The sequence below is a fragment of the Mycolicibacterium austroafricanum genome (genome assembly GCF_000612725.1).
Taxonomy (GTDB): Bacteria; Actinomycetota; Actinomycetes; order Mycobacteriales; family Mycobacteriaceae; genus Mycobacterium; species Mycobacterium austroafricanum.
The window spans coordinates 1-17624 of record NZ_HG964459.1; the positions used below are offsets into that span (position 1 = coordinate 1).

Sequence of the window (17624 nt, forward strand, 5' to 3'; positions counted from 1 at the left end):
CCCGCCGCAGACTCGGCCCAGATTAGCCGGATAACCGCAGACGTGCGGCAAGATCGAACGGTTCTGGCAGACGTTGAAGAAGTGGTTGTCGGCGCGTGATCCAGTGGCCACCGTCGACGAACTCAACGAGCTACTCGAGCAGTTCCGCCAGTTCTACAACCACCAACGGCCGCACCGTGCGCTGCGTGGGGCCACCCCCGCCGAGGCGTTCGCCGCCACCGCCAAAGCCCGCTCCGCCCAGCAGCCCCTGCCGGCACCGGTGTTCGTCAGCCACCGCACCGTCGGGCAGGAATCGGGCCAGATCTACATCGGGCCCTACCGGATCACGTCGGACTGCGCTGGGCTGGTCACACCTGCGATGCCATCCGCGACGGGGAGCACATCACCATCTTCAGCGGCAACCGACTAGTCCGAACACTGATCGCCGATCCCACCCGCAACTACCAACCCCTCGACAAAACCACCCGTACCTACCGCGCCCGCGAACCCAAACCGGCACCATGAGTGTCAGCGATGTCCCGAGACAAAAGTGTCAGCGATGTCCCGAGACACCACATCACGCTCAGCGTGACGAACTACACCGAAATCGCAGTCAGCGGATGGGCAGGCCGGTGAGCGCGCGGGCCATCACCAGGCGCTGGATCTCGCTGGTGCCCTCGAAGATGGTGAAGATCTTGGCGTCGCGGTGCATGCGCTCGACCGGATACTCCCGGGTGTAGCCGTTGCCGCCCAGGATCTGAATCGCCTCGTCGGTGACGTACACCGCGGTTTCGCTGGCGACCAGCTTGGCCATCGACCCCTCGGCGGCGGTGAACTCCTTGCCGTTACGGGCCATCCAGCCGGCGCGGTAGACCAGCAGTCGTGCCGCGTCGATCCGGGCTTTCATGTCGGCCAGCTTGAAGGCGACGGCCTGGAACTCGCCGATCTTGCGACCGAATTGCTCACGCTCGCAGGCATAGTCGAGGGCATACTCGTAGGCGGCCCGGGCCACTCCGACGGCCATCGCGCCGACGGTGGGGCGGGTCCGCTCGAAGGTGGCCATCGCGGCCTGGCCGGCGGCCTTCTTGCCTTCGCGCACCTTGGCGATCCGCGCGTCGAACTTCTCCTTGCCGCCGACGATCAGACGGCCGGGGATGCGGACGTCGTCGAGGACCACCTCGGCGGTGTGCGACGCGCGGATGCCGTGCTTGAGGAACTTCTGGCCCTGGCTCAGGCCCGGTGTGCCCGGCGGGATGATGAACGATGCCTGCCCGCGCGTGCCGAGCTCCGGATGCACCGAGGCGACGACGACGTGCACGTTGGCGATACCGCCGTTGGTCGCCCAGGTCTTCGTGCCGTTGAGCACCCACTCGTCGGTGGCTTCGTCGTAACGGGCGCGCGTCAGGATCGAGCCGACGTCCGAGCCGGCGTTGGGTTCAGACGAACAGAAGGCGGCGACCTTGGGATCGTCGACCGACCCGAACATCTGCGGCACCCATTCGCCGACCTGTTCGGGGGTGCCGTTGGCGGCCAGTGATGCGGCGGCCAACCCGGTGCCGAGGATGGCCAGCGCGATGCCGGCGTCACCCCAGAACATCTCCTCGAAGGCCACGATCATGCCGAGTCCGCTCGGTTCGGCGGCCTGCTCGGCGAAGAACTCCATCGAGTACAGGCCGACCTTGGCGGCCTCCTGGATGATCGGCCACGGCGTCTGCTCCCGCTCGTCCCATTCGGCGGCGGCGGGCCGGACGACATCGGCGGCAAACTCGTGGACCCACTTCTGCACGTCGACGAGATCAGAGGACAGCTCCAGCGAGAATGTCATGAAATGCAACCTTACTTGGGAGTAAGATAGCCGACCAGAGAGTGTGGCTTAGCTAACACCGGTGCCGAGCGCCGGCAACAGCAGCCGCGAGGTTGACCGGACGCTGTTCAGACTGCTGGTGCCGACGGACGCATGCCGGAAGTTCATGATCGCCGGGCTCGCCGGATTCTGGTCGTCGCTGGTCAAGGTCACCCGCACCCGGTGCCCGGCCTCGAACCGGCGCGCGTTGGGCACCAGCGGAATCCGGTAGGTGACGTCATCGCCGACCGGCACGGCTACTGCCGTATCGCAGGGGAGGACCGGTGCGCCGGCGCGACTGGCGGCCTCGTCGACGGTGCGCAGGCTCGCCCGCAGCCAGCCGGCAGTGACGTCGGTGACCTGATCGTCGGGTCCGACGTCCTGTAACACCACGATCCAGGCGGTGTCGACGGCAGTGGCGGAGGCGTCCAGACGCAGTTCGATGTCACCGACGACGTCGACGTGGCCGTCCAAGGGGGCCGACGTCCACGTCAACATCGACGGCGGGTCGACCGGGCTGGCGGTCGTGCGGTTCAGGCCGCCTCCCAGCGTCAGGTATTCGCGCCGGCCCGGCTCGCCTTCGTCCGTCCCGAGCGTGCCGTCTGCGCGCAGCGCCCACTCCAGGTGTGTCGCGGCAGGCGGCCAGCAGGCACTGGTGTGCCAGCCGTCGGCGCCGGGCAGCATGTAGCGCACCGGTGGGCCGTCCATGATGCCGGTGTCGGCGCCCTTGAGCCAGTGGTCGTACCACGCCAGCGCCTCGTGGTGCAGGCTCTCCCACGGCCAGGTGAGTCCGTACTGCCCCAGCATCGCCATCCGCACATTCGGGTTGTGCGACAACGCTTTCCACAATGTGAAGGTTGACGGCAGATGCAGCGGGACGTTTTCCCAGTCGCAGCCGAGGTAGACGGGGATGTCGAGGTTTCCCAGCAGCGGCACCAGATTGCGCTCGTGCCACCAGGAGTCACGCAGCGGATGCCTGACCATCGTGTCCAACCACAGGTCGTCCCACGGGTGCGGGCTGTGAGGGACCTTGAGCAGTTGGCGCATCATCGTGACGGCCGCCTCGCCGTTCATCGTGGCGAACCTGTGGTGCACCTTGGGTGTGTTGAGCACCCGCCGCAGGGGGGCGAGGACCGGGTTCCGCCGCCAGAAGGCGTCGCTCCGGTCGGCGGTCAGCCCGAGCATCGACAGGAACGGTGTGACGAACGACGAACTCGCCAGCCCGTGGTGTGACGCGGCTTCGTAGAGGTCGGCCGTCGCCGCGAGCGGAAAGATCGCCCTGAGGTGAGGGGGCCGCTCCACGGCGGCCTCCAGTTGGGCCATCGCGAAGTAACTGATCCCGATCATGCCGACGTTCCCGTCGCACCATGGCTGCGCGGCCGCCCACTCGACGAGGTCGTACAGGTCCTGGCGCTCCTGGGTGTCCATGAAGCCGAACCTGCCGCCCGACCCGCCGGTGCCGCGGAGGTTGGCGATGACGTGAACGTAGCCGCGAGGCACCCAGAAATCGGTGGCACCCGCTTCGATGAACCCCGCGGGCGCCCCCAGGTCCTGGATCTGCCGGGGATACGGCGACGCGGCGATCAGGGCGGGGTATCTGCCCTCGGCGTCCGGTCGGTGAACGTCGGCCATCAATTCGACGCCGTCGCGCATGGGGACCCGTTGGTTGATCAGGTGGGTGATCCCGAATGTCGGTGCGCTGAGGTTGCGGTACTGGCGACCGGTGTCCTGGGGTCCGTTGAGGTCGCGTTCGGTGGCGCTCATAGTTTCACGCTATGGTGAAACTAGTCTCAACGCAAGATGAGACTTCCTCTAGGATCAGATCTTGTGTCCAAGATTCCGCCCGGTCCGCGAGACGAACGCGGAGTGCTGTCGAGTCGCATCCTCGTTGCGGCGCGTGGGGCGTTCGCCGACACGGGTTACGCGGGGACGACGATCCGGGCGGTGGCCCGCGCCGCCGACGTCGACCCGGCGCTCGTGTACCACTACTTCGGATCGAAGGAGGCGCTGCTCGACGCGGCGACCGATCCGCCGCAACGCTGGCTGCAGAATGTGGCGAGGGCGTGGACCACACCCGTGCCGCAACTGGGGGCGGCGCTCGTGCGGCTGATGCTTGACGCGTGGGCCGACGAAGAGATCGGGCCGGTGTTGCGGGCGATCCTGCAGACCGCTGCCCACGAGGCGGCGACGCGGGAGAAGTTGCGGCTCGTCGTGGAACGAAGTCTGATGGGGGTCTCCCAGCTGGGCGTCGACGAACGCGACCGCATGCTGCGCAGCGGCCTGATCTCGTCGCAGATCATGGGGCTGGCGATGATGCGCTACGTCTGGCGCATCGAGCCCGTCGCATCGATGGACGACGACGAACTCGTCGCCGCGGTGGCGCCGAACCTGCAGCGCTACATCTCCGACGACCTGGGGTGACGGGCTGCGGTATCAGGCGAACACCGACGTAGACTGGTCGATCGGATTCAGACCAGACGATGAACCAGAAGAGGTAGGACCTGCATGAGCGGCCATTCCAAGTGGGCCACCACGAAGCACAAGAAGGCCGTCATCGATGCTCGTCGCGGGAAGATGTTCGCCAAGCTGATCAAGAACATCGAGGTCGCCGCGCGCACCGGTGGTGGCGACCCCGCCGGTAACCCGACGCTCTTCGACGCCATCCAGAAGGCGAAGAAGAGCTCGGTGCCCAATGACAACATCGAGCGCGCCCGCAAGCGTGGCAGCGGTGAAGAGGCCGGCGGCGCCGACTGGCAGACCATCACCTACGAGGGTTACGGGCCCAACGGGGTGGCGGTGCTGGTCGAGTGCCTCACCGACAACCGCAACCGCGCCGCCGGTGAGGTCCGGGTGGCGATGACGCGCAACGGCGGCAACATGGCTGATCCGGGATCGGTGGCCTATCTGTTTTCCCGCAAGGGCGTGATCACCCTCGAGAAGAACGATCTCACCGAGGACGACGTGTTGGCCGCGGTGCTCGACGCGGGCGCCGAGGACGTCAACGACCTGGGTGACAGCTTTGAAATCATCTCGGAGCCAACGGATCTGGTTGCCGTGCGGACGGCGCTGCAGGATGCCGGAATCGACTACGAGTCCGCCGAGGCGAGCTTCCAGCCGTCGGTGACCGTGCCGGTGGATCTGGAGGCGGCCCGTAAGGTGCTCAAGCTGGTGGACGCGCTCGAGGACAGCGACGACGTCCAGGATGTCTACACGAACATCGACATTCCCGACGACGTCGCTGCCGCACTCGAAGAGGACTGAGCCGACTTTCCGAACCGGTCGGTCAGCGGATGTGGTGGAGATGGTGTTCGCCGCCGACGAAGGCCGGCCCGTAGCCGTAGGTGTCCCACGCCGGGTACGGCACGTCGGTCGGGGCGGCGACGATCTGGGCATTGCCCGCCGACTCGCAGAGGCTGTTGCCGGGCGCGGAGACTGTGCAATCGGGTTGCCCGGCGACGGCTGCGGCCGCGACCGGCGCCAGGCCCATCGCCGCGGCGGTTCCCGCGGTCGCCAGACCGGTGATCAGAATTCGGCTGAGCTTTTTCATCGTGAACTCCTCAGATGGGACCTCGGCAGTTAGTCCCACTATGAAAATCGCCCGTCGCGATGGCGTTCATCCATCCGTGCGGTGTGACGCCGGCCACCGGGCATTCTGAGTCGACCGACGCGGCGTTGACTGCGCGGGCATAATCCGATCGACCCCTCGGGTGATCGGAAAGCGGTGGCGCGGTATGGAAAAGGTGACGGATCCCGACGGCGTGGAATGGACGGTACGGCGGTGGTGGTGGAAGACGCTGCCGTATGAGACGGGCTTCGCGACGCTCGACGCCGTCATCCTGCTGATCATGCTGCCGTTCATGTTGATGTGGCCGTTCTGGCTGCTGGCCAAGTGGCTCGGCGTGCCGTGGACGATCGTGATCGAGCGGGACGGCGAGATAGTCGGCAGGGAACGGGTGCGCGGCTGGCGTGAATCGCGCCGGCGTGTCTCCGAGCTGGCCGGGATGGCCGCCGCCGGCACGATGGCGCAGCCGGGAGAAACGGTGGCACTACCGGGCCAGACGGTCGCGCAGTCGGGAGAAGACGTCCAGCCAAGCCCGGGGACGACGCTGATCTGAACCGCGTGTCCTGTCCGGCGCTGTCCGCGGAAGCCGCTAAGCTCTCGAACAGATGTTCTGTTGCGAGAAGGGGCTGGCGTGCGGGTGATGGGTGTCGACCCCGGCCTGACCAGGTGCGGGCTGTCGGTCATCGAGAGCGGTAAGGGCCGCCAGGTCATCGCGCTCGACGTCGATGTGGTGCGGACCCCGGCCGGTCATCCGCTGGCGCACCGCCTGCTCGCCATCAGCGACGCCGTCGACCACTGGTTGGACACCCACCGGCCCGACGTCATCGCCATCGAGCGGGTGTTCTCCAATCAGAACGCCAACACCGCCATGGGCACCGCGCAGGCCGGTGGCGTGATCGCGCTGGCCGCCGCGCGGCGTGATATCGACGTGCACTTCCACACGCCCAGCGAGGTCAAGGCCGCTGTCACCGGCAACGGGCGCGCGGACAAGGCGCAGGTCACCGAGATGGTCACCAGAATTCTTGCGCTGCAACAAAAACCGACCCCAGCTGACGCCGCCGATGCGCTCGCGCTTGCCATCTGCCACTGCTGGCGCGCGCCGATGCTCGGCAGGATGGCCGCCGCTGAGGAGATGGCGGCCGAGCAGCGCCGCAAGTACCAGGCCACCCTCAAGGCGAAAGCGAAGGCAGCTCAGATGTCACGGAGCACTCGGTGATCGCCGCGGTTCGCGGTGAGGTCCTCGACATCGCCCTCGACCACGTGGTCATCGAGGCGGCCGGGGTCGGCTACAAGGTGATGGCGACGCCGGCGACTCTGGCAACGCTGCGGCGCGGCGCCGAGGCGCGGTTGATCACCGCGATGATCGTCCGGGAAGACTCGATGACGCTCTACGGCTTCGCCGACTCCGATGCCCGCAACCTCTTCCTGACCCTGCTCGGGGTGTCCGGGATCGGACCGAGCATCGCGCTCGGCGCGCTGGCCATGTACGACGGACCGACCCTGAGGCAGGCGATCGGCGACGGCGACGTCACCGCGCTGACCCGAATTCCCAAGGTGGGCAAGAAGACCGCCGAACTGCTGGTGTTGACGCTGCGCGACAAGGTGGGCACGTCGACGTCGGCGGGTGTCGCCTCCGCCGGCGGGCACGGCATCCGGGGCCCGGTCGTGGAGGCACTCGTCGGCCTCGGATTTGCGCAGAAGCAGGCCGAGGAGGCCACCGACAAGGTGCTGGCCAACGAGCCGGAGGCCACCACGTCCAGCGCGTTGCGCGCGGCGTTGTCGATGCTCGGAAAGAAGTAGCAGCATGGGCAGGTTTTCAGAAGATTCGGCGGACGAGCCCGACGAACGGGAGATGTCAGCGGCCCTCACGGTCGGGGAGGGGGACATCGACGCCAGCCTTCGGCCCCGGTCGCTGGGCGAGTTCATCGGCCAGCCCCGCGTGCGCGAACAACTCCAACTGGTACTCGAGGGCGCCAAGAACCGCGGCGGCACCCCCGACCACATCCTGCTGTCCGGGCCCCCGGGTCTGGGCAAGACCTCACTGGCGATGATCATCGCCGCCGAACTGGGGTCGTCGCTGCGTGTCACCTCGGGGCCCGCCCTCGAGCGCGCCGGTGACCTGGCAGCGATGCTGTCCAACCTCGTCGAGCACGACGTCCTGTTCATCGACGAGATCCATCGCATCGCCCGGCCCGCCGAGGAGATGCTGTACCTGGCGATGGAGGACTTCCGCGTCGACGTCGTCGTCGGGAAAGGCCCTGGCGCGACGTCGATTCCGCTGGAGGTGGCGCCCTTCACCCTGGTCGGGGCGACCACCAGGTCGGGTGCGCTGACGGGTCCGCTGCGGGACCGTTTCGGTTTCACCGCGCACATGGATTTCTACGAGCCCAGCGAGCTGGAACGGGTGCTGGCCCGCTCGGCCGGGATTCTGGGGATCGAACTGGGCGCCGAGGCCGGGGCCGAGATCGCCCGCCGTTCGCGGGGTACACCGCGTATCGCCAACCGGCTGCTACGGCGTGTGCGGGACTACGCCGAGGTGCGCGCCGACGGTGTCATCACGCGCGACATCGCCAAGTACGCGCTGGAGGTCTACGACGTCGACGAGCTCGGACTGGACCGGCTGGACCGTGCGGTGCTCTCGGCGTTGACGCGCAGCTTCGGCGGTGGCCCTGTCGGGGTGTCGACGTTGGCGGTGGCGGTGGGCGAGGAGGCGACCACCGTCGAGGAGGTGTGCGAACCGTTCCTCGTGCGGGCCGGGATGATCGCGCGCACCCCGCGCGGGCGCGTCGCCACCGCGCAGGCCTGGACCCATCTGGGGATGAAGCCGCCCGCCAACGCCGTAGGGCTGGGCCAGACGGGCCTGTTCGACTGACGAAAGGCGCGCTGATGTTGACTGCCGGGTTGATCGTGGCGACCCTCGCCGCGGTGTTGCACGCGTACATCTTCGTGATGGAGTCGCTGACGTGGACCTCGCCACGAACGCGGGCGGTGTTCGGCACTACCGAGCAGGAAGCGCAGGCCACCAGACAGCTCGCGTTCAACCAAGGGTTCTACAACCTGTTCCTCGGGGTCGTGACGCTCATCGGCGTGGTCGCGGTGTTCGCCGGCTTCACGGCGGTGGGCGCCGCACTGGTGTTCGCCGGTGTGGGGCCGATGTTGGCCGCGGCGGTGGTGTTGCTGGTTTCGGCGCGGGACAAGGCTCGCGCCGCCATCACCCAGGGCCTGTTTCCCGCCGTGGCGGTGGTGCTGCTGGTGGCAGGACTGACGCTCTAGCCCCACCGTGGGAGATCGCGGCGGCTCCGGACGGTGGGCCGAGGCCCGGTTACTGCCCGGCGGGATGGGGTATTCGCCTGCAACACCCGAGGAGGAATCATGGTCGACACATCCGGTCGGAGCAGGCGGGGCGCGATGCAGATCCCGCGGAGCCGCGGCGCGGTCAGCGGGTTGCTGATCGTCGCGCTCGGGGTATGGGGCGCACTGGCGCCGTTCGTCGGGCCGCTGTTCGATTTCGCGTTCACCCCCGATCGTCCGTGGGCCTGGACCCAGGGCCGCGGATGGCTGGAGGTGCTGCCGGGCCTGGTGGCGGTGTTCGGCGGCTTGCTGTTGTTCGTGTCCCGCAACCGCGCCACCGCGATGCTGGGTGGCTGGCTGGCGGTGGCCGCCGGTGCCTGGTTCGTGGTCGGGCGTGCCGTGGCCGGTCCGCTCGGCCTGGGCGGAGCGGGTCAGCCGGTCGCCGACAGTGAAACCAAGCAGGTCTGGCTGGAGCTCACCTACTTCTCCGGTCTGGGCGCGCTGATCGTGTTCCTGGCCGCGCTGGCCGTCGGCCGTCTGTCGGTGCGTACCGCACGAGACATCGCCTATCGTCGGGAGGCCAGGGTCGACACCGCTGAGCCGCACCCGGTCACCGACGGCACCGCCGGATGGAATCAGCCTGACGCGGCGGGTGAACCCACGCGACGCCGGCACGGGCTGTTCGGTCGGCGCCGCGGCAGCGACCGGACCACTCTGCCGGTTTAGAGCAGTCCGAGTCGCTGCAGGTCGGTGACGTACTTGATGACGATCTGCGGTGTCACGTGTGGAATGTCTTTGTCCGGACCGATTTTGGCGTCCTGGACCGCTTCACGGAATCTGTCTGTCGGTGCGATGGAGCCGCGGATCGGCGTCTCCGGGTGCTGGTAGTTGTGCAGCAGCGGCAACAGTGAGGCCTGCCGCTGCCGTTCCGGCAGCGCGGTGATCGCCACCGTGAACCGTTGCAGCCACGTCGGGTAGTCGCCGACGCGTCGAATCGGATGGCCTGCGTCGATGAGCCAGTCCACGTACTCGTCGAGGCCTATCCCGTCGTCGTGGGGATTCATCACGTGATACGTCCGGAACCCGGAGGCGACGTCAGAGCCGAGGGTCGAGATCGCTTCGGCGATGAACTCCACCGGTAGCCCGTCATAGTGGGCCCGTTGCCGGGTGCCGTCGGTGGCGAGGTGGTAGAACGACTCGGGCGCGACGCCGGTGGCGACCAGGCTGAAGATCAGGCGGGTGAACATGTCCGGCAGGTTCAGCTGACCGGCGTAGGTGGTGTCGGCCAGGATCATGTCGCAGCGGAACACCGAAACGGGCAGGCCGCACAGATCGTGCGCCTCGCGCAGCAGCACCTCGCCGGCCCACTTGCTGTTGCCGTAGCCGTTGGCGTAGCTGTCGTCGATTCTGCGCGTCGCGCTGATCTGCCTGATGTCGGCGTCCTCGGTGAACCTCGCGGGTTCGATACCGGCGCCGACGCCGATCGTCGACACGTACACGAATGGCTTCATCCTCGTGGTCAGCGCGATGCGGAGCAGTTCGGCGGTGCCGAGCACGTTCGGGGCGAACAGTTGGCGGTACGGCAGGACGTGGTTGACCAGGGCGGCGGGATCGACGATCAGATCGACGGTGTCCGCGAGCCGCTGCCACGTCCGCGCGTCGAGTCCGAGATCGGCGTCGGCCTTGTCGCCGGCGATCACTTCGAGATGGTCGGCTGCCAGCCGTCGGTAGTGCCGCAGCAGCTCCGGGTCCCCGCTGTCGAACGTGCTGTCCAGCCGAACCCGCGCTGCCGCATCGTCTTTGGCGCGGACCAGGCAGATCAGCTTGCCGCCGACCAGCGCCATCCGCTCAAGCCATTCGAGAGCGAGATACCGGCCGAGGAAGCCGGTCGCCCCGGTCAGCAGGACGGTGCGGACCTCGGCGCGCGGTCCGGGCAACGTCGGCGCGTGCGCCAGGGTCGCGGCGTCGACGAATTCGTCCAACGTCAGATCGCGGGCATGCACCTCGGTCCCGGGTCGTCCCGAATGCCCGTGCACCGATTCGAAAGTGGGCCGCACCGACCCGTGCCGGCGGGCGGACTCGACGTAGTCGGCAAGGGCCTGCAGATCGGTGGCCGGGCTGACGATCACACCGACGGGGACGTCGACGTCGAAGATGTCGCGCAGCAGGTTGGCGAAGGTCAACGCCGACAGCGAATCCCCGCCCAGATCTGTGAAGTGGGCGCTCGGCTCCAGCTCGCCTGCGGTGGTGCCGAGCAGCGCCCCGGCGGCGCGTCCGACGGTTTCCAGCGCCGGACGCTCTCCGCCGGAGCGGCGCAGCTCCCGCAGCTCGTCGGCCTGCTCTTCGGACAGCATGGTGTAGAGGGCCTCGAGCTGTTCGCCGTAACGCTCTCTGAGTCTGGGGCGGGCCAGTTTTCGGATGCCGGTCAGCAAGCCGTTCTCCAGCGTGAACGGCGTCGTCTCGAGAAGGAAATCGCGGGGGATCTCGTAGGACTGCAGCCCGGTCGCCTTGGCGACATCCTGAAGTGACTCGGCCACAGCGGCTTTGGCGTCAGCATTGGCCAGCGCGGCTTCGGTGGGCACGACCACGGCCAGCAGGTAGGGGCGGGCGCTGTTGCCGTAGACGTAGATCTGGCGGACCAGCGGGCTGTTGCCGAACACTGCCTCCAGTCGGGAGACGGTGACGAATTCGCCCTGCGACAGTTTGAGGACGTTGTTGCGGCGGTCCAGATAGGTCAGCTGGTCGGCCCCGGTCTCGGCGACGATGTCGCCGGTGCGGTAGTAGCCGTCTTCGTCGAACATCTCGGCGGTGACGTCGGGGCGTTTGTAGTAGCCGGGAAACAGCGTCTCGGATTTGACGAGAAGCTCGCCGCGCGGATGGGGGCGGTCGGTGGAGAAGTAGCCGAGGTCGGCGACGTCGACGAGCTTGTAATCGATGACCGGCGGGCGTTGGACCCGGCCGTCGACGAACACCGCGCCGGCCTCGGTCGAGCCGTACCCGTCGATCAGGTGCACGTCGAGCAGGTTCTCGACGAAGGCCCGCATCTCCGGTGACAGCGGCGCGGAGCCCGTCATCGCCGTGACGTAGCGGCCGCCCAGCAGGCTCCGCCGCAGATCGGCGATCACCTCGGTCGCATCCGACGGCCGGCGCTCGAGTTCCTGGGACACCTCGGCGTGGATGGTGTCCCAGATCCGCGGCACGAAGCTCAGCTGCGTCGGGCGCACCAGGGCGAGATCCTCCAGGAACGTCGACAGATCGCTCCTGGCCGCGAAATACGCGGTGCCGCCGGCGCCCAGCGTGCCGTAGAGCAGTCCGCGGCCCATCACGTGGCTCATCGGCATGAAGTTCAGCGTGATTGCCGGGAAGACCCCCCAGGTCGCCCCAGAAGGACCGGGCCAACCGCCGCCATGAGTTGGCGACCAGGTGTTGGGGGTACATCGCACCCTTGGGTGCGCCGGTGCTGCCGGAGGTGTAGATCAGCAGGCTCAGCGCGTCACCGTCGGCCGAGAATTGCGCGCGTACAGGCAGTTTCGAACCCCGAGCGACGATGTCGGTAATGGTCTCGACCTCGATCGGCGAGTTGGCGGCGCGCAGCCGGTCGCTCGCGGAGATGAGGGCGTCGCGATGATCGTCGACCCCGGCGCGATGATCGAAGACCACAAGGCGGGTCACGGTGGGAGCGTCGAGAGCCAGGCCGACGGCGTCGGTGAGGGCATCGACCGACGATGCGATGACCACCGGTTCGGTCTCGGCGACGATCGGCCGGACGGTGGTGGCCGGCGCGCTGGTCTGCAGTGGTACCGCCACCGCGCCCAGCATCGCCAAAGCCATGTCGACGGTGGTGTAGTCGATGCTGGTGAAGCCCAGCACCGCCACGCGGTCGCCCGGATGCACATCGGTCAGCGCGGCGGTGACGGCGTGGATGCGGCGTGACAACTCGGCGTAGGTGATGGTCTCGAAGCGGGGGAGCAGCTCGGTGGTGGTTCTGCCCGTGGCGGGGTCGGTGACGAAACGGACCGCGCGCTGTCCGAGCGCGGGCCGCTCGGCGTATCCGTCGAGGACGGTCTGCACGATGACGGGCAGGTGCGTCCCTGGTTGATCGATGGCGTGGGAGATGGCGTCGTCGGGTGCTGCGGCGGCAAACTGCGGGTCGGTGGCGTACAGATCGGCGATGCGGCGGGCAAGGCGGTCTTCGCGGGTATCAGTAGACATCGAGCGTCCTTGAGAACGAATCGCGGAAAACAGGGAGCGCGACGCTGCGCCTACGAAAAACTACGTTAGTAAAACTAACCGTATTCCGCGGAAGTGCGCTCCGCCGCTGCCAGTCTGCTGTGAATGCCTGGGATGGTGTCGATTCGTAATTCCGGCCACATTTCGGCCCCCGGAGCGGGTGTTGTGCACCCTCCGCCGTTACCGTGATTTCAGTAGATCAACTAACTTCGGCGCTTTCTGGACGCGCCCACCACGACGGGGAGGCGAGGTGTGAACCCGCAGTCGCAGCGGCTCTCCGAGATGTTCTCGGCTCGGCTGTCGGACACCGCGCACGACGAGGTGGCCGGCATCGTCCTCGGCCCCCGACTGTGCAGCCTGTGCGTCGCCCTGGGCGCACCGGTGCGGGACTGGTGGCAGATCTCCCGGTGGGCGACCCGACTGGGCGACCCCCGCGTGCGCGACGCCCTCGGCGCCTACCTGGACGTGTTGGTGGCTGACCGGTGCCGCGTCCCGGGTGACGACCTGATCTCCGAGCTGATCGCCCACGACGTCGACGGTGACGGTCTCGGCGCCGAGGAGATCCGAACCGTCCTCGTCGACTTCGTGCGTGCCTGCTCTCAGCCGGTGTAGGCCATCACGTGCTTGATGCGCGTGTAGTCCTCCAGCCCGTACATCGACAGGTCCTTGCCGTGACCCGACGACTTGAACCCGCCGTGCGGCATCTCGGCGACCAGCGGGATGTGCGTGTTGATCCACACACAGCCGAAGTCGAGTGCGTTGGACACCCGCAGCGCCCGGGAGACGTCCTTGGTCCAGACTGACGACGCCAACCCGTACTCGACGCCGTTGGCCCAACCGATCGCTTCCTCCTCGTCGGAGAACGACTGCACGGTGATGACGGGGCCGAAGACCTCCTGCTGGATCAGCCGGTCGGCCTGGCGCAGTCCGCCGATCACCGTGGGCTCCACGTAGAAGCCCTTGTCGCCCTGGCGATTACCGCCGACGGCGACGGTGGCGTGGGACGGGATGTCGGAGAAGAACGACAACACCCGCTCCATCTGGTTGACGTTGTTGACCGGCGGGACCCAGGCGTCCTCGTCGCCGGCGGCGCGGCCGAACGTCGTCGTCGCGCCCTTGGCCTGCTCGGCCAGCGCCGCGGTCAGGTCGGCCGCGATCGACGCCGACGCCAGCACCCGGGTCGCCGCCGTGCAGTCCTGCCCGGCGTTGAAATAGCCGGCGGTGGCGATGCCTTCCGCCGCGGCGGCCAGGTCGGCGTCGTCGAACACGATCACCGGCGCCTTGCCGCCCAGCTCCAGATGCGTGCGCTTGAGGTTGCCGCCGGCACTGACCGCGACGGCCTTGCCGGCCGCCACCGAACCGGTGATCGCCACCATCTCCGGCGTCGGGTGGGCCACCAGGGACGCGCCGGTGACGCGGTCGCCCGTCACCACGTTGAGCACGCCCGCGGGCAGATACTTGGCCGCCAACTCGGCCAGCATCACCGTCGTCACCGGGGTGGTGTCACTGGGCTTGATCACCACGGTGTTGCCGGCGGCGATGGCCGGGCAGATCTTCCAGATCGCCATCATCATCGGGTAGTTCCACGGTGCCACCTGGCCGATCACGCCGATCGGCTCGCGGCGGATCCACGAGGTGTGGTCGGCCATGTACTCGCCGGCCGACTTGCCCTCCAGCACGCGCGCGGCGCCGGCGAAGAACCGGATCTGGTCGACCATCGGCGGGATCTCCTCGGCCGCGGTCACGTGATCGGGCTTTCCGGTGTTGCGGCCCTCCGCGGCGACCAGCGCGTCGGCGTTCCTTTCGACCTCGTCGGCGAAGTCCAGCAGTGCCTTCTGCCGCTGCGACGGGGTCGTCTTCTTCCACTCCTTGAACGCCCTGGCCGCCGCGGCGTACGCGTTGTCGATGTCCTGTTCGTTGGACACCGGGGCGGTGCCGTACTGCTCGCCGGTGCTCGGATCGACCAGCGGCATGGTGGCGCCGCTGGTGGAGTCGACGAGTTGGCCGTCGATGAAGTTCTGGACGGTGGTCATGTCAATGGGCTCCTTGGGTCAGAGGTCGCGCAGGATGAGTTCGAGGACGTCGAGGCCTTCGAGCAGCAGCTCGTCGCTGATGGCCAGCGGGGGCAGGAATCGCAGCACGTTGCCGAACGTGCCGCAGGACAACACGATCACGCCGGCCCGGTGCGCGGCGGCGAGCAGATTCTTGGTCAGTTCCGGGTCCGGCTCCAGTGTCCCGGGCTTGACCAGTTCGACGGCGATCATCGCCCCGCGCCCGCGGACGTCGCCGATGCGGTCGTCCTCGGCCTGCAACCGGCCCAGCTTGTCCTTCATCAGGGTCTCGATCTGCGCGGCCCGCGCGACCAGCCCGTCGGACTCGATGGTCTCGATGGTGGCCAGTGCGGCCGCGCACGCCACCGGGTTGCCGCCGTAAGTGCCGCCCAACCCGCTGACGTGCGGGGCGTCCATGATCTCGGCTCGGCCGGTGACCGCCGACAGCGGCATACCGTCGGCGATGCCCTTGGCGGTGACGATGAGGTCCGGAACGATCCCTTCGTGTTCGCAGGCGAACATCGCGCCGGTGCGGGCGAAGCCGGTCTGCACCTCGTCGGCGATGAAGACCACCCCGTTGGCGTGGCACCACTCCAGCAGCGTGGGCAGGAAGCCCTCGGCGGGCACGATGAACCCGCCCTCGCCCTGGATGGGTTCGATGATCACCGCGGCCAGGTTGTCTGCGCCGACCTGCTTGTCGATCACCGTGATCGCCCGTCTGGCCGCCAGCTCGCCGTCGGTGGCCAGTTCCTTGCCGAACTCCGCGTCGCGGAACGGATACGACAGCGGTGCGCGGTAGATCTCCGGGGCGAACGGACCGAAGCCGTGCTTGTAGGGCATCGACTTCGCCGTCAGCGCCATCGTCAGGTTGGTGCGGCCGTGGTAGGCGTGGTCGAACGACACCACCGCCTGTTTGCGTGTGTAGGACCTGGCGATCTTGACCGCGTTCTCGACGGCCTCCGACCCCGAGTTGAACAGCGCCGTCCGTTTGTCGCCGTCACCGGGGGTGAGTCGGTTGAGCGCCTCGGCGACGGCCACGTAACCCTCGTAGGGGGTCACCATGAAGCAGGTGTGGGTGAACTTGTGAAGTTGCTCTGCGGCCCGTTCGACGACCTTGGGGGAGGCGTTGCCGATCGTGGTGACCGCGATACCCGAGCCGAGATCGATCAGCCGGTTGCCGTCGACGTCTTCGACGATGCCGCCGAAGGCCCGCGCCGCGTAGACGGGCATGGTGGTGCCCACCCCGCGGGCCACCGCGGCGCTCTTGCGCGCGATCAGCTCGCAGGACCGGGGACCGGGGATGGCCGTGGCGAGGTGGCGGCTCTGTTCGAGAGCGCTCACAGGAAACCTCCTAGAAACCTGTACCGAGCGGAGAGTTCGACGATTGTCGCGGTGCTGTTCGAGCCTAGCGGCTGGAGACACTGATCCGTCGGCAACCGCACGACATTGTGGCGGAATCCTCGGTGCCCACCCTCTGCGGCGACGAATTCCGTTGCGCAGCGACCTCGCTGGTTCGCTGTGCGCGGTGGCCGGCCAGGGTCCGTGCGACGGGGGTCGCGGGCACGGGCGGCTGGAATGGCACACTGGTCACTTGAGCCCGCGTGACGGGCCGCCGCTGCTGCAGGTGCGAGCGCCTGCCCGCATGACCGAAACACAGACTTTTAGAGAGACACTGCCGCCATGGATCTGGTCGTTTTCCTGCCCCTGCTCATCATCATGGGCGCGTTCATGTATTTCGCGTCGAGGCGACAGAAGAAGGCGATGCAGGCGACCATCGACCTGCACAACTCGCTGCAGATCGGCGATCGGGTCCACACCACCTCGGGTCTGCGGGCCACGATCACCGGCATCACCGACGATTACGTCGATCTGGAGATCGCTCCCGGTGTGGTCACCACCTGGATGAAGCTCGCGGTCCGCGACCGCATCGTCGACGACGTCGAGGATGACGACGACGGCACGCTCGACGAAGCGGAATCGTCGGCGGTCGAATTGAACAAGAGCCCGAACGAGAAGACTGACAGCTGACATCTCAGCGTCGGCACGTAGTCTTTGCGTGCCTTCGCGCCCCGGTGCGGAACTTGACGAACTGATCTCGAGGAGACTGTAGACACGTGGCATCGTCTTCGACGGTTCACCCTGCCCGCTACCTGGCACTGTTCCTGGCAATGCTCATCGGCGCCTATCTGCTGGTGTTTCTCACCGGGGACAAGAAGCCCGATCCGAAACTCGGGATCGACCTGCAGGGTGGCACCCGCGTCACGTTGACGGCGCGCACGCCTGACGGGTCACCGCCGTCGCGCGAATCCCTGGACCAGGCCAAGCAGATCATCGGCGCCCGCGTCGACGGTCTGGGCGTCTCCGGCTCCGAGGTCATCATCGACGGCCAGAACCTGGTCATCACCGTCCCCGGGGACGACACCAGCGAAGCCCGCAGCCTCGGTCAGACCGCGCGTCTCTACATCCGCCCCGTGGTGCACGTGATTCCGTCCGCTGCGGCGGCGCCACCCGAGCAGGCAGGCCCGCAGGGCGTGCCGCCGGGCGGAGTCCCAGGCGTGCCGCCGGGCGCGGTGCCCGGGCTGCCGCCGGGAGCGGTGCCGCCGGGCGCGGTGCCCGGGCTGCCGCCGGCAGCGGTGCCGCCGGAGGCCCCGCCGGCCTCCGACACACC

The 17624-nt window shown here is 67.9% G+C and carries 16 protein-coding genes and 2 pseudogenes; 12 read left to right on the forward strand and 6 right to left on the reverse strand.

Annotated features, from left to right (window positions below; genetic code table 11):
* Positions 1-73 precede the first annotated feature (73 nt).
* A complete protein-coding gene (locus BN976_RS27705; RefSeq protein WP_268748874.1) occupies positions 74-409 on the forward strand; it encodes an integrase core domain-containing protein in 336 nt (111 codons plus the stop codon).
* A 183-nt stretch (positions 410-592) separates the two neighbouring features.
* Here the strand turns inward: BN976_RS27705 and BN976_RS27710 are convergent, their stop codons facing one another.
* Positions 593-1804, reverse strand: coding sequence for an acyl-CoA dehydrogenase family protein (locus BN976_RS27710; RefSeq protein WP_011779786.1), 1212 nt, complete (start codon positions 1802-1804; stop codon positions 593-595).
* Positions 1805-1852: 48 nt separating this feature from the next.
* Complete coding sequence (locus tag BN976_RS27715) at positions 1853-3586, reverse strand: CocE/NonD family hydrolase (RefSeq protein WP_036376027.1); 1734 nt, start codon at positions 3584-3586, stop codon at positions 1853-1855.
* Between the two features lie 36 nt (positions 3587-3622).
* Between BN976_RS27715 and BN976_RS27720 the strand changes: the two genes are divergently transcribed.
* Together BN976_RS27720 and BN976_RS27725 are read left to right on the forward strand one after the other, a co-directional pair.
* Positions 3623-4243 (forward strand): TetR/AcrR family transcriptional regulator, encoded by a 621-nt coding sequence (locus BN976_RS27720; protein ID WP_199559026.1) that lies wholly within the window; start codon positions 3623-3625, stop codon positions 4241-4243.
* Between the two features lie 84 nt (positions 4244-4327).
* Positions 4328-5083: a YebC/PmpR family DNA-binding transcriptional regulator gene (locus BN976_RS27725; protein ID WP_036376028.1), complete on the forward strand. Its 756-nt coding sequence runs from the start codon at positions 4328-4330 to the stop codon at positions 5081-5083.
* Positions 5084-5105: 22 nt separating this feature from the next.
* Here the strand turns inward: BN976_RS27725 and BN976_RS27730 are convergent, their stop codons facing one another.
* Positions 5106-5369 (reverse strand): hypothetical protein, encoded by a 264-nt coding sequence (locus BN976_RS27730; protein WP_011779789.1) that lies wholly within the window; start codon positions 5367-5369, stop codon positions 5106-5108.
* Positions 5370-5553: 184 nt separating this feature from the next.
* On the opposite strand from BN976_RS27730, the gene BN976_RS27735 reads away from it, so the two are divergent.
* The 6 genes from BN976_RS27735 to BN976_RS27760 all read left to right on the forward strand — a co-directional run bounded on the left by BN976_RS27735 (position 5554) and on the right by BN976_RS27760 (position 9401).
* Positions 5554-5937, forward strand: coding sequence for a hypothetical protein (locus tag BN976_RS27735; protein WP_036376030.1), 384 nt, complete (start codon positions 5554-5556; stop codon positions 5935-5937).
* A gap of 78 nt (positions 5938-6015) precedes the next feature.
* Complete coding sequence (gene ruvC, locus BN976_RS27740) at positions 6016-6600, forward strand: crossover junction endodeoxyribonuclease RuvC (protein WP_011779791.1); 585 nt, start codon at positions 6016-6018, stop codon at positions 6598-6600.
* Positions 6597-7184, forward strand: coding sequence for a Holliday junction branch migration protein RuvA (gene ruvA, locus BN976_RS27745; protein WP_011779792.1), 588 nt, complete (start codon positions 6597-6599; stop codon positions 7182-7184). The genes ruvC and ruvA overlap by 4 nt, the downstream gene beginning before the upstream one ends.
* Positions 7185-7188: 4 nt before the next feature.
* Positions 7189-8256 (forward strand): Holliday junction branch migration DNA helicase RuvB, encoded by a 1068-nt coding sequence (gene ruvB / locus BN976_RS27750; protein ID WP_011779793.1) that lies wholly within the window; start codon positions 7189-7191, stop codon positions 8254-8256.
* Positions 8257-8270: 14 nt separating this feature from the next.
* On the forward strand, positions 8271-8657 hold the full coding sequence (locus BN976_RS27755) for a DUF1304 domain-containing protein (protein ID WP_011779794.1): 387 nt from the start codon (positions 8271-8273) through the stop codon (positions 8655-8657).
* Positions 8658-8756: 99 nt separating this feature from the next.
* Positions 8757-9401 carry a hypothetical protein gene (locus BN976_RS27760; protein ID WP_036376033.1) on the forward strand — a complete coding sequence of 215 codons (645 nt, stop codon included), beginning with the start codon at positions 8757-8759 and terminating at the stop codon, positions 9399-9401.
* Here the strand turns inward: BN976_RS27760 and car are convergent.
* Positions 9398-12887 (reverse strand): annotated as a pseudogene (gene car, locus BN976_RS27765) (carboxylic acid reductase). The gene BN976_RS27760 and the pseudogene car sit on opposite strands and share 4 nt — an antisense overlap.
* A 270-nt stretch (positions 12888-13157) precedes the next feature.
* On the opposite strand from car, the gene BN976_RS27770 reads away from it, so the two are divergent.
* On the forward strand, positions 13158-13517 hold the full coding sequence (locus BN976_RS27770) for a hypothetical protein (RefSeq protein WP_036376037.1): 360 nt from the start codon (positions 13158-13160) through the stop codon (positions 13515-13517).
* On the opposite strand, the gene BN976_RS27775 is transcribed toward BN976_RS27770, so the two are convergent.
* Positions 13505-14938, reverse strand: coding sequence for a gamma-aminobutyraldehyde dehydrogenase (locus BN976_RS27775; protein ID WP_036376039.1), 1434 nt, complete (start codon positions 14936-14938; stop codon positions 13505-13507). The genes BN976_RS27770 and BN976_RS27775 overlap by 13 nt on opposite strands.
* An 18-nt stretch (positions 14939-14956) precedes the next feature.
* Complete coding sequence (gene gabT / locus BN976_RS27780; protein WP_011779798.1) at positions 14957-16297, reverse strand: 4-aminobutyrate--2-oxoglutarate transaminase; 1341 nt, start codon at positions 16295-16297, stop codon at positions 14957-14959.
* A 339-nt stretch (positions 16298-16636) separates the two neighbouring features.
* On the opposite strand from gabT, the gene yajC reads away from it, so the two are divergent.
* Together yajC and BN976_RS27790 are read left to right on the forward strand one after the other, a co-directional pair.
* On the forward strand, positions 16637-16984 hold the full coding sequence (gene yajC, locus BN976_RS27785; RefSeq protein WP_011779799.1) for a preprotein translocase subunit YajC: 348 nt from the start codon (positions 16637-16639) through the stop codon (positions 16982-16984).
* An 86-nt stretch (positions 16985-17070) separates the two neighbouring features.
* Positions 17071-17624, forward strand: a pseudogene (locus tag BN976_RS27790) (protein translocase subunit SecD); the annotation flags it as partial.

What these genes read in the sequence shown, in the direction of transcription:
- BN976_RS27710 (WP_011779786.1), bottom strand. Translation starts at nt 1,804, where the DNA reads ATGACATTCTCGCTGGAGCTGTCCTCTGATCTCGTCGACGTGCAGAAG.
- BN976_RS27715 (WP_036376027.1), bottom strand. Translation starts at nt 3,586, where the DNA reads ATGAGCGCCACCGAACGCGACCTCAACGGACCCCAGGACACCGGTCGC.
- BN976_RS27720 (WP_199559026.1), top strand. Translation starts at nt 3,623, where the DNA reads ATGAGACTTCCTCTAGGATCAGATCTTGTGTCCAAGATTCCGCCCGGT.
- BN976_RS27725 (WP_036376028.1), top strand. Translation starts at nt 4,328, where the DNA reads ATGAGCGGCCATTCCAAGTGGGCCACCACGAAGCACAAGAAGGCCGTC.
- BN976_RS27730 (WP_011779789.1), bottom strand. Translation starts at nt 5,369, where the DNA reads ATGAAAAAGCTCAGCCGAATTCTGATCACCGGTCTGGCGACCGCGGGA.
- BN976_RS27735 (WP_036376030.1), top strand. Translation starts at nt 5,554, where the DNA reads ATGGAAAAGGTGACGGATCCCGACGGCGTGGAATGGACGGTACGGCGG.
- ruvB (WP_011779793.1), top strand. Translation starts at nt 7,189, where the DNA reads ATGGGCAGGTTTTCAGAAGATTCGGCGGACGAGCCCGACGAACGGGAG.
- BN976_RS27755 (WP_011779794.1), top strand. Translation starts at nt 8,271, where the DNA reads ATGTTGACTGCCGGGTTGATCGTGGCGACCCTCGCCGCGGTGTTGCAC.
- BN976_RS27760 (WP_036376033.1), top strand. Translation starts at nt 8,757, where the DNA reads ATGGTCGACACATCCGGTCGGAGCAGGCGGGGCGCGATGCAGATCCCG.
- BN976_RS27775 (WP_036376039.1), bottom strand. Translation starts at nt 14,938, where the DNA reads ATGACCACCGTCCAGAACTTCATCGACGGCCAACTCGTCGACTCCACC.
- yajC (WP_011779799.1), top strand. Translation starts at nt 16,637, where the DNA reads ATGGATCTGGTCGTTTTCCTGCCCCTGCTCATCATCATGGGCGCGTTC.